The 11871-nt window shown below is 60.9% G+C and carries 9 protein-coding genes; all 9 read right to left on the bottom strand.

Features of this window, described 5'->3' with window-relative positions; all coding sequences use genetic code 11:
- Positions 1-1413, bottom strand: a 1413-nt coding sequence (locus tag ACETWG_13060) for a CocE/NonD family hydrolase (protein MFB0517516.1), incomplete at its 3' end; no start/stop codon positions are given.
- Positions 1414-1435: 22 nt separating this feature from the next.
- Positions 1436-2695, bottom strand: a complete 1260-nt coding sequence (gene hutI, locus ACETWG_13055; GenBank protein MFB0517515.1) for an imidazolonepropionase — start codon at positions 2693-2695, stop codon at positions 1436-1438.
- Positions 2692-4452, bottom strand: a complete 1761-nt coding sequence (gene hutU / locus ACETWG_13050; GenBank protein ID MFB0517514.1) for a urocanate hydratase — start codon at positions 4450-4452, stop codon at positions 2692-2694. Before hutU ends, hutI begins: the two co-directional genes overlap by 4 nt.
- Complete coding sequence (locus tag ACETWG_13045; GenBank protein MFB0517513.1) at positions 4449-5453, bottom strand: arginase family protein; 1005 nt, start codon at positions 5451-5453, stop codon at positions 4449-4451. Before ACETWG_13045 ends, hutU begins: the two co-directional genes overlap by 4 nt.
- Before the next feature lie 368 nt (positions 5454-5821).
- Positions 5822-6592 (bottom strand): OmpA family protein, encoded by a 771-nt coding sequence (locus ACETWG_13040; protein MFB0517512.1) that lies wholly within the window; start codon positions 6590-6592, stop codon positions 5822-5824.
- 137 nt (positions 6593-6729) lie between these two features.
- A complete protein-coding gene (locus tag ACETWG_13035) occupies positions 6730-7629 on the bottom strand; it encodes a sulfotransferase (GenBank protein ID MFB0517511.1) in 900 nt (299 codons plus the stop codon).
- Positions 7630-7632: 3 nt separating this feature from the next.
- Entirely contained in the window at positions 7633-8943 is a 1311-nt protein-coding gene (locus tag ACETWG_13030; GenBank protein ID MFB0517510.1) for a hypothetical protein, read from the bottom strand.
- Position 8944: 1 nt separating this feature from the next.
- A complete protein-coding gene (locus tag ACETWG_13025; GenBank protein ID MFB0517509.1) occupies positions 8945-10645 on the bottom strand; it encodes a serine hydrolase in 1701 nt (566 codons plus the stop codon).
- 214 nt (positions 10646-10859) lie between these two features.
- Positions 10860-11871 (bottom strand): short-chain dehydrogenase (locus tag ACETWG_13020; GenBank protein ID MFB0517508.1); only part of this gene is annotated, 1012 nt, incomplete at its 5' end.

The raw sequence follows: 11871 nt of genomic DNA, 5'->3' as shown, positions 1-11871 counted from the left end.
CACGTCGGGTCGGCGGGCGGCGAAGCGCTGGTCGTCGGTCATGTACTCGCGGGTCATTCCGATGGCGATGTCCTGAGTGAAGGGCACCGGATGCTCGGGGTCGCTGATATATTCGTCGTAAGCCCTTTTCCGGCTGGGGGGCGGATCGAAGGAAATGCGGCCGTCGGCATGGAAATACAGGTGGCGTACTTCCACATTCACCGGGGGCCAACGGTCGAAGGTGCGCCAGCGATTGGCCCCGGTCTCAAACATGTACGCCTCGGGCAAATCCGGTTCCCCTTTACCCTTCAAGTAATGGTTGAAGAAGGGCAGCTCGATGTTTTCCCGGTAGAAGATGGAGGTTTTCTCTCCGAACGTTACGTTGCCCAGGCAGTCGCCGTCGCTGCGGCCCCAGCCGCCGTGCTGCCACGGGCCCATGACCAGAATGTTATAGATGTCCGGGTTCTGTTCCTCGATGGAGCGATAGATATGGAGGGGCCCGTAGAGATCCTCCGCATCAAACCAGCCGCCCACGGTCATCACTGCCGGTGCCACGTTCTGCAGGTGCGGCACAATATTCATGGCCTGCCAGAATTCTTCGTAGTTGGGATGACCGGTGGTCTCCGTCCAGAAGGGCACTCGTCCCTTCAGGTAATGCTCCTCGAGGTTGCCCAGCGGTCCCACGTCGAGGAACCACTGGTAGCCGTCCGGGGTGCCGTGCTTGAACCGGGATGTCCATTCAGTGGTCAGACTGTCGCGAGGCAGACCGAATGTTGAGAAGAAATTGAAGGTATGCGGCAGGAAGAAGGCACCGTGATGGTGGAAGTCGTCGAACCACCAGTCCGCGACGGGTGCCTGGGGCGATACCGCCACCAGGGCCGGGTGAGCGTCGATCATCCCGGCCGCGGAGTAGAAGCCGGGGTAGGAAATGCCCCACTGGCCTACCTTTCCGTTATGGTCGGGGATGTTCTGCAGGAGCCACTCAATGGTGTCATACGTATCCGTGCTCTCATCGATATCCTGGCTGGTTTCCTTGTTGGCCACGTGGGGGGTCATATTGACGAACTCGCCCTCGGACATGAAACGCCCGCGCACATCCTGATAAACGAAAATGTAGCCCTCCTCAGCGAAGAGCCTGCTCGGGCCGAGGGAGTGGGGGTACCGATCCTCCCCGTAGGGGCTGACGCTGTAAGGGGTCCGATACATCAGGATGGGATAGCGCCGGGTGGTGTCCTTCGGCGTGTAGATGGCTGTAAAGAGCGCCACTCCGTCACGTACGGGGATACGGACCTCCCTCTTGGTGTAGTGCTCCTTGATGTAAACGTTGCTCTCGTCTTCGTCCTGACCTGGGAGCCAGGCCGGCCCCCCTAAGATCAGCAGCAGGAGGAGTGTTATCAGGAGATGCATGCCCAAATACCGGTTATCTGATTTCATGAGGTGGTCCCTCCGCCAAACGTCAGGTCTGTTCGAGTTTCCCGCCGACCAACACCTCCCGCACCGGGTTCCACCCGAAGGCGTAGCCCAGCCAGCGGTGGTCGGGCACATCGCAGATGATTAGGTCGGCGCGTTTGCCCGGCTCCAGGCTGCCGGTTTCGGCCCCTATACCGAGGGCGTGGGCGGCGTTGATGGTGGTGGCTACGATAGCCTCGGCCACGCTCATTTTAAGCTGGCGGCAGGCCAGGGCGATGACCATGGGGATGGAGGGGGTGAAGGATGAGCCGGGATTGAAGTCGGTGGCCAGGGCCAGGGGGAGGCCGGCGTCGATGATTTGTCTGGCCGGGGCGTATTGTTGCAGGCTCAGGTGGAAGGACACCGCCGGCAGGAGCACGGCGATGGGGGGGCTAGGTGTGGAGGCCAGTGCATCCAGACCGGCGGTGTCGATATGTTCCAGGTGGTCTACTGAGACCGCACCCAGGCGGGCCCCCAGGGCGGCGGCCCCTGAGGAGGTGAACTGCTCGGCGTGGAGCTTAAGCTCAAAGCCCAGGTCCCGGGCGTAGGTCAGCAGGCGTTCGGTCTCGGCCAGGGTAAAGGCTTCCTCTTCGTAAAACACGTCGAAGAATTGGGCCAGACCCTGCTCTTTCACCTCGGCGGCGGTGGCCTCGACCAGCTCCAGATAGGCGCTGCGCTGGGCGGTGTGCTCCGGTGGCACCACGTGGCCGCCCAGATAGGTGGCGACCACCCGCTGGGGACCTTCATCGCCGAGGGCCCGGGCTACTTCCAGCATTTTGAGCTCAGTGTCGCGGTCCAGGCCGTAGCCGCTCTTGATCTCGATGGTGGTGGTGCCATATTGCAGGCAGCGCCGGGCCCAGGTTCGGGCCTGATCGAGCAGGTCATTGAAGGAAGCCTGGCGGGTTTCACGAACCGTCCGCAGGATACCGCCACCTTCACGCAGAATCTCCAGGTAGGGCTTGCCCTGCATCCGGGCTTCCCACTCGTCGGCCCGGTCCCCGGCGAAGATCAGGTGGGTATGGGAGTCCACGAAGCCCGGCAGCACCACGCCGCCCCGGGCATCAATAACCTTATCGTCGGCTACAGGGTAAGCCTTGCGCAGGGCGGCACTTTTCCCCGTTGCCAGGATTCTGTCGTTGGCGATGGCAACAGCCCCATCCTTAATTATCCCCAGCTCAGCCTGCTGCTTTCCCCGGGCAGGGTGCTCGGAGAAGCCGGCGCAGGACACCACTTCGGCGGCGTTAATGATCAGCAGGTCGGCGGTCACGGCAGCCGGATGCCTTTCTCGTTGGCGGTCTGTTGGGCCTCTGCGTAGCCGGCGAGTGCGTGGCGGGCGACCCCGATGCCGGGATCGACGGTGAGCACCCGCTCCAGACGCTCGGCCCGCTCGGGGGTGCCGTCGGCCACAATGACCATCCCGGCATGGAGGGCATTGCCGATGCCCACCCCGCCGCCGTGATGGAATGCTACCCAGGAGGCCCCGGCAGCGGTGTTAAGGGCGAAGTTGAGCAGGGGCCAGTCGGCGACGGCATCGGAGCCGTCCAGCAGGCCTTCGGTCTCGCGGTCCGGGGAGGCCACGGAGCCGGTATCCAGGTGGTCGCGGCCGATGACGATGGGTGCCGAGACCTTGCCGTCGGCGATGAGGCCGTTGATGGCTTCGCCGAAGCGGGCCCGGTCGCCGTAGCCCAGCCAGCAGATACGGGTGGGCAGGCCCAGGAAGGGGACCTTTTCCGCTGCCAGGCGAAGCCAGCGGTGCAGACCCTCGTCGTCCGGAAATAGGCGGGTGAGCTGCTCATCGATGGTGTGGATGTCGGCGGGATCACCGGAGAGGGCGGCCCAGCGGAAGGGGCCCATGCCCCGGCAGAAGAGGGGCCGGATGTAGGCCGGGACGAAGCCAGGGTAGCGGTAGGCACCATCGGATTGCCGGATGTCCACTCCCGCCTGCTCCGCCTGGGCGCGCAGGTTGTTGCCGTAGTCGAAGGCCACGGCACCCTGGCGCTGCATATCAAGGATGGCCGCCACATGCTTCGCGATGCTGTCCAGCGAGCGGCGGTGGTACTCGGCCAGGTTCCGCACGCGCAGCTCGTCCAGCTGCTGCAGATCGCCGATGGGCACGTAGGCGCCCAGGTCGTGGGCGGGGGTCTGGTCGGAGACGATGTCGGGAATAGTGCCGTGCTGCACCAGGGCGGGATAGACCTCGGCGGCGTTGCCAACCAGGCCGATGGAGAGGGGCTTGCCTTTACTGCGGGCTTCGTCCGCCCAGGAAAGGGCCTCGTCGAGGGAGGCGGCCATGTGGTCGCAGTAGCCCTCTTTGACCTTGCGCTCGATGCGCTCGGGCCGGACCTCCACGTCGAGGATCACCCCCTCGTTCATGGTCACGGCCAGGGGCTGGGCTCCGCTCATGGCTCCCATGCCCGCGGTGAGGATCAACTTGCCTTTGAGGGTCGGGACCCGGTAATGCTTTTCGGCGGCGGCCAGGTAGGTCTGGTAGGTGCCCTGCAGGATGCCCTGGGTGCCGATGTAGATCCAGGAGCCGGCGGTCATCTGGCCGTACATCATCAGGCCGGCCCGGTCCAGCTCATCGAAATGCTCCTGGGTGGCCCAGCGGGGGACGAGGTTAGAATTGGCGATGATCACCCGCGGGGCGTGGGGATAGGTCCGGGCGACGTATACCGCCCGCCCGGACTGGACGCAGAGGGTCTCATCCGCGGCCAGCTGGTCGAGGGCCGCGGTGATCTTGTGGACCTCGTGCCAGTTGCGGGCGGCGCGGCCGGTACCACCGTAGACGATGAGCTGTTCCCAGTCGGCGGCGTTGGCGGGGTCCAGGTTGTTGAGCAGCATGCGTTTGGCGGCTTCGGCGTCCCAGGTGGCGGCGGTTCTGGTGGTACCGATAGGGGCGTTTGGCGGCTTGGTGGGTTTAGCGGCCAGGTGCAGGGGCCGGCCGTAGCGGGCCAGCTCGGCGCCAATATCACACCGGCAGTCGTACTTTTTACGCTCGTTTAAGATAATTTCCTGGTCGTTCATCGCGACTCCTTTTTCCCGGCCCGCGTTGCCGCCTTACGAGTGGCTAGACCGGCCAGGAAGGCGCACAGCAGCATCACCGCCAGCCGGCTGGTGCGCCCGTCCGCATCGAATAGCGGATTAAGCTCCATCAATTCGAACAGCCGGACGCCGGGATGACGGCCTGCCAGGAAAGCCAGCTGGCGCCCCTCTTCCGGTGTCAGGCCTTCCGTGCCGGGTGCCGAGACGCCCGGCGCGTATGCTGCGGCGAAGACGTCCAGGTCAATCGATATGAAGAGTGTGTTCGCTCGGTCGCTCAATTGCTGGAGCTCCCGGAAAAAGATCGTGGCCGTAACCTGATCCCGCAGCTGACCGCGAGTCCAGCAGCGGACCCCCTGTTCCTTGGCATATTGCATGTGAGCGTGGGAATTGACATTGCCGTGTAGCCCGAATTCCACCAGGTTCTCCCCCGGCAGGTGCAGCTCCTCCAGGATCCGGCGGAAAGGGGTGCCGCTGGAAATACGCCCGTCCACCACTTCCCGCAGGTCCAGATGGGCGTCTACATTGATGCCGGCTACGGAGGGATACTTGGCCATCAGTGCTGTGACCGAGCCGAAGGTGCTGTCGTGTCCGCCGCCGATGATGATGGGCACCGCGCCCGCCGCCAGGATCGCAGCTGTCACCTCGGCCAGACGCTCATGGGTGGCACCCACGTCGTCCGGGACTACTTCCAGGTCGCCGGCGTCGGCCAGCCGCAAATGGTCGAAGTCGATATCCTGTTCGGCATCATAGGTTGTACCGAAACGTAGCATGGCCTGGCGGAAGGCCGTGGGACCGCCCGCGGCTCCCAGCCGACCCCCACCCAGCTCCACACCCAGATCAAACGGTATGCCAATCAGAACCACATCCGCGGGCTGGCCGTCCCAGGGCTGGAAGCGGTTTTTCAGGCGGGGATCATTAACTTTGGCTAACGGTTCAGGAAAGGTTACGTTTGCCAATAGCGTGTATTTGGGGCGCGAGACCATGTGAACTGAATTTAACCCAGCTTGCCAGCTTCTTGGTGCGCCTTTCCACGTTTAGGGAGTTCGTCAGGCCATGAATATGAGTCCACTGATGATTACACTGGCAGGGACGGCATTCGCCATCCTGGTTCTCGGCGCCCTTCTGCAGCGATTCCGTTAACCCCAGATCATCACCTACTTCCTCGTAGGTGTCTTACTCGGCAACCGTCGGTCACCAGGCCGAGATGATTAGCGATTTCGGCTTTCAGGCTGCTATCGCGACCATCGTCTTGACCATGCAGGTAAGCAGCGTGTGGATCGCGCTGATACGAAAGGTTACCCGGACAAGGGGGCCAATTCGTGAAAGTCGGGTCGCGCCGGTTTCCTGAGAGCTACCGTATGAATACTGCTGTCCTGCCGGTCTCCACTGGCGTCAAAATGATCTCGATGCGCCGGTTCTTCGCACGACCGGCCTTGGTCTCGTTGGAAGCCACGGGCTTGTACTCGGCGTATCCTGCTGCCGCAACCAGCTTGGGATTCACACCGTACTTCTCGATCAGCAGACGGGTAACGGTGGTAGCGCGCGCCGTGCTGAGCTCCCAGTTGGTGGCATAAAGATGCTGGAGCTTCTCCCCGACCGGCACGTTGTCCGTGTGTCCCGCGATCTGGATCCGCTGGCGCTTGACATTCTTCAAGACATCTCCAACCCGATTCAGTACCTCCTGACCTTTCTGCCGTACCTCGGTTTCGCCTGAGAGGAACAGGATCTGATCTACGATGTTTATGGAGAGCCGACCCCGCAGTTCGGCGATGGTGATCTCTCCGCGGTCGATTTCCGCCCGCAGGCTCTGCTCCAGCTGCTGTTGGAAAGCGTGGAGACGCTCGAGATCGGCGGCCGTCTGTTTGACCAGCGAATCGATGCGTACCTCCAGGAAGCCCTTTTCACCGACAACGGTGAGCAGTTGGCCTTCCAACACCTGTACCCGGGCTTCCAGCTGTTGATTCTGCTGGTTCAAATCGGCCGCTTTCTGACGCAGTTTCTCAACCTGGGCCGCTTTGTCATCGTATTTGCTTTTCGATACGCATCCGACGGCTCCTAAGGCAAACAGGACCAGCAGGAACCAGTATAACCCTGGGATTCCGGAAGTGCGCGTGGTGGTCATTTTACCTTCCTCCATATGATTAAAGCCCTGAACTCGATTACTACCATCCGCCCCGTATTGTCTACGGCGTTGGCAGCCGAAGGGTGTCCGCAGTACGGAATCTACAGACTTAATCTGTTCAGATCAATCGGCAAGGATTACACCAGCCAATTAGACAAGTCCTGGCCGATGAGGTCCTGCAAAGCCAGGGTATCTTCCCGCAAGAGCTCTGTCAACCGCTGTCGGGCTTCAGGTTCCATCGTGGTTCGGATCAGATTGGCTCGGGTCAGGCTTTGAATGATCCGCCGCCGCCAGTGCCGGGGCAGGAGAGGTCTGATCAGTGTCTTTAAAGGATTGGGTTTGACCAGCAGCTTCTGCAGCCAGATGCGTCGGGGCAAGCCGCTGGGATTGTAGACCTTGCTGACGTTGGGCCGGAAGGTGTCGTCTACATTTAGAAAGCGGTACACATCGGCCATCAGTCCGTGGGGGTCCTGTTGCAGCCGGTCGAATAGATAAATCCTTACGTTTTCCGCGGGGAATCGATCATAGTAGCGCTTCACCTGTGCGTAATACCTGCTGTGCCCGGTATACTGATAGCCCCAGCGCCAGCCGTTGTCCGCCCGGGTCTGTTCAGCTGCAATAGCGTCTTCGAATGGCAGGTCTTCACAGAGTGCCCGGACGTGGTCCAGATAATGTGAGAAGGTGCGCTCCACCGGGTGGCGTAGAATCATGATGATCCGGCAGTGGGGGATAGCGTGGTGAATATTGGCCGCAGCCTGAGGTAGGAACAGGTAGGAGGTGGAACACTCCCCGATGGCTTTCTCACCGGAAAGGTCTTCAAACAGGGCGGCATATGCCTCGGCATCGTTAATGATGCCGAAGTTCATGCTCTGGCCGCCGGGGCCAATGAAATGCACCTCCTGTCCCATGAATGAGAAGTATTCGGGTTCCTTGACCGGACTCATGTAGATGTCCGGATGCTGGTTCACGTAGTGGTACAGGGAAGTGGTCCCGGACTTGGCCGCGCCCACGACCAGGAAGTTCGGCAGCGTGGCCATGTCTCAGTGGTGGTCCTTTTTCAACAGATGCAGGCTCTCGCCGGTCACCAGGCTGTCTTTGCCAAAGCGCTCCCGGATTTCGTCCACAATAGCGATGCGGCGGGCCGCGGCCTGACTTTCCTGATCAAACAGGTCCTCCTGTCCCGAAGGGAACCATTCGGAAACTTGCCCCTTCATCAGGTTGGATACACTCACTCCTATGAGCCGCACCGGCCGCTTGAGGGACCAGTTAGTTTTAAGCAGCTGGCCGGCCGCTTCGAATATGGCTGCCGTCGTGTTTGCCGGCTCTTGCAGCGACCGGGAGAAAGTGTGGGTTTCGAAATTTGCGTAGCGCAGCTTCAAGGTGACGGTGCGGGCCGCCTCACCCCGCCGCCGCAGCTTGGCGGATATTTCCTCTATCAGGTGGTGCAAAACGGAGCGGAAATGACCCAGGTCCTGGACGTCTTCGGCGAAGGTGGTCTCTTTGCTGATGGACTTGCGCTGGCGCTCGGTTTCCAGGGTCTGGGAGCCCTGCCCGTTGGCCCGCTGCCAGAGCAGGCGTCCTACCTCTCCGAAAAGCGTCACCAGTTCCGCTTCATCGCGCGCAGCCAGCTCGCCGATAGTGCCCAGGCCAAGGGTTTGAAGCCTGGGGAGGGTCATTTTCCCACAGCCGGGCAGGTGTGACAGGGGCAGCGGAGCCAGGAAGGCCGCTTCCGCCCCTGGTGGTACCACTATTACCCCCTCGCTGGCGATAAACGGGTGTCGTACTTCGACAAGCCCAGTACGCCCCCCTCCCTTCCCAGCAATAGACGCTCCGCCTCTCCGAGGGTCGCCGGTGGGCTTGGCCAGATCGCTGGCCACCTTGCTGACCAGCTTGTTGGACGAGATGCCGATGGAAGCCGGCAGGGCGGTTTCCGCCAGGATGCGTTGCCGGATGCGTTGGCCCGTTGCGGCTGGCGGTCCCCACAGCTGCTCAGTTCCGGTAAGGTCCAGGTAGCCCTCGTCGATGGAGGTCATCTCCAGGGTGGGGGTGAAGTCAGCCAGGATGGCCTTGACCTGCTGGTGGTACTGCTGGTAGTCGTGGAAGTTGGGTGGTACTACGATCAGGTCCGGGCAGCGACGGACGGCCGCGGTCATGGGCATGGCCGAATGAATGCCGTAGCGCCGGGCTTCATACGAGGCGGAGGACACCACCGAACGCCTCCCGGGTTCACCGCCAACTACTACCGGCTTCCCTTCCAGGGAGGGGTCCTTCAGCCGCTCCACGGAGACGAAGAAGGTATTCATGTCCACGTGGGCAATGACGGTGAGGGGGCGAGAAGGGAGCGAGGGCATGTTATTGAATCTTCCTGCCCGGCAGTTGCTGCCCGCCCTGGTGCAGGATGATCCCGGTTGCCTCCCCGGTTTCATTGAGCACAAACTCGATCCGGGCATCAACCACTTTCAGGAAAAACATGGTCTCCGATTCAGGGAAGATCTCGGCGGATTCCTGGCCGGTAGCCCGGAGCAGCAAACGGTCATCCTCGCGCCACACCTGGATCGAAAAACCGGGTGCCAGTTCATACTCGCCGCTGTAGCGGTCATAGAGCGCCGGGTCAAGGGTGATGGCAGTGCGCTCAGCCGGTAGCGGTTTGTCAGTTCGATGAGCCACCACCGGTGGCCCGGCACGCCGGTGGAGCAGGGCCGAAACCACCTGTCCGTCACTTTCGGTTACGAACTCAAGCCGGGAGAAGCCACCGGATTCGAAGAAGAATTCAGTGGGGGAGAGCGGCATGATTTTCTGCCGGCTCCCGCCGGTAACCTGGGAAAACAGTTGCGTACTGTCACGGGTAATAATCCGTTCCCGATCAGGGCTTATTTCGTATACGCCCACGTACGATTCCAGTATTTCGGGATCAATCTCGATGGCGACCGGTTCCCGGTAAGGTTGGCCCAGGGCCTGGGCCATGGTTTTTACAGCCGTAAGGGCGGGATCCTTTCCCTCGTTATTAGTCAGGATGACAACAAAAATATCATCAGCGGGTGCATAGATGACATAGGTGGTGAAGCCGTTGATTCCACCCCCGTGTTCGATGGTGCGGCGTCCTTCATAATCAGCCAGAGTCCACCCATAGCCGTATCCGGTGGAGGTGCCATCAGGGAGGATATAGGGGGCAAAAGCCTTATTAAGGGTTTCCAGTGGGAGCAGGGAGCCTGATTGCAGGGCCTGATGCCAGCGGAACATGTCATCCACATTGGAGAGTAGTGATCCGGCGGCGTAGGGTTGGGTCATGCTGAGATAGGCGGCATTTTGAAAGCCATCGGTAGTTGGCTGATATCCTGCTGCCCGCCGTTTGATGATGCGGGTGGCACTGCCGTAACAGGAATGCTCCATTCCCAGCGGATCGAAGATGCGCTCCTGGATAAATTCCTCGTAGGGCTGGCCGGAAGCCTTTTCGATGATGGCACCGAGGAGGATATACCCTGAATTGTTGTAGTACCACCTTTCGCCGGGCGCAAAATCAAAGGGCTGATCTTTGAACAGATCGATGAGCTCGGTCAGGGTCATATCATTCCGCCAGAGAGGCAGCCACTCGGGCATCTCGGTGTAGCTTTTAATGCCCGAGGTGTGGGTCAGGAGATGCTCCACAGTGACGGTGTGTCCCTGGGTGGGATAGTCGGGGAGAAAGGTGGTGATAGGATCTTCCAGTGACAGCTTGCCCTCTTCGGCTAGCATCAGGATGGCCACGGCGGTGAATTGTTTGGTGATCGAGCCCAGGCGAAAGACCATATCCGGTTCGATAGGTACATTCAGTTCCAGATTAGCCATGCCATAGCCTTTACGGAGGACGACCCGGCCATTTTTTGCGACGAGAACGGCCGCGCCCGGTTCATTGGCGGGGTAATTCTCACGCAGTATACGGTCGATCTCCCGGCGCAGTCGCCAATCTTTGCCACTGAGGGGTTCAGGGGCCGTCAGGGAGATCAGGGCGACCGCCATCAGTAAAGGCAGAAGATGTAGCCAACAGGAATGGATCTTTTTCAGCTTGAAGTACATGGATGTTCCTCTTTCATAATGTGCTGACAGGTTCGTCGATACTGAAGCCTTGATTTAGCCGGTGCCATATTGCTCCGTGGTGTGGTTGCTTAGCTCTAAATTGCCCGTCGTGGAACACCGCCACGCTCTCAATGCTCTTAATAGCCGGCTTCGTATGAGACCTTGTGGGACCCGGATGCGCCGTAATAGAGCCGGCTGATTTGGCACCCCATTTCTAGCGTTTCACCCGCAGGCCCTTGTCTTCATGGACGAAGATCCAGGCGGCCATTTTGCCCACACTCAGCGGCTTGTCCACCGACCAGTACTCATATTCCTGGTCGAAGCGGGAGCTGGTATCATCGGGGGGTATGGCCGCCACCTCCGCCAGGATGGTGCGAGCCCTCGACTGCCATTTTGCCACGTTGGTTTGTCGGAGATCGACCCAGCCGGCTTCGGCCCAGGCATCAATATCTTTGGATGTAACCGGGGTTTCGGAGCGGCCCAGAGCGGAGGGAATCTCAACCACCGGTCCCCGCAGCAGCCGCTGGCCGTCGCTCATGAGGATGGGAATACCGATGGAAATGATTTTGCTCCGTACTTCGGGATGTTCGGTCACCCGCTTTTCCAGCTCCTGGGCGAGCTTTTTGGTATCAGCCTCGGCGACGGCCGTTAGCGATCCCCGCACCTGGCGCAGGAGATCAGCCTCATGGAGCAGTTTGGAGAGGCGTGGCGGACCCAGCAGCTCGAAGGCTATACTGGAGACACCGTGCTTGGCGGCCAGGACGCGCATGCGGGCCAGGGCCTGTTCCCGCATGGTGCCGGCCCGATAGGTTGGCCCCATGATGGCGTTGTCAAGGGCGTTAATGATGTCGCTGCCGGTATTGTCACCCTTAATCTCCAGGATGATGTTGGTGGCCACCTCCTCAGGGGTGACGAATTCCATCTGCCCGATGGTGGTAATGCACTCAAACTCGCCCAGGGAGAAGGTGCCATTTTCCCCGGTGTCCACGTAAACGCTTTCCAGGTGACGGCCCAGCGAGCGCCAGTTGCCGCGGTCCTGGAAGCGGAAAGTTCCTTCCAGCAGCGTGGCATCATCGGGGGCGCAGTCGACCAGTTCGATGGGCTGGCCACGTTTTTTGATGACGCCGTAGTCGATGGCTTTCCAGGCGATGGCGGCCGCCGGTTTGATCTCTTTGGTGATGGGTGCGTCCGGTGTGCGTCCCATGAGGAACAGCAGCATGGTATGG

It is taken from the genome of Candidatus Neomarinimicrobiota bacterium, assembly GCA_041862535.1.
GTDB lineage: Bacteria > Fidelibacterota > Marinisomatia > SCGC-AAA003-L08 > TS1B11.
This window is presented reverse-complemented; position numbering and strand designations above follow the sequence as displayed.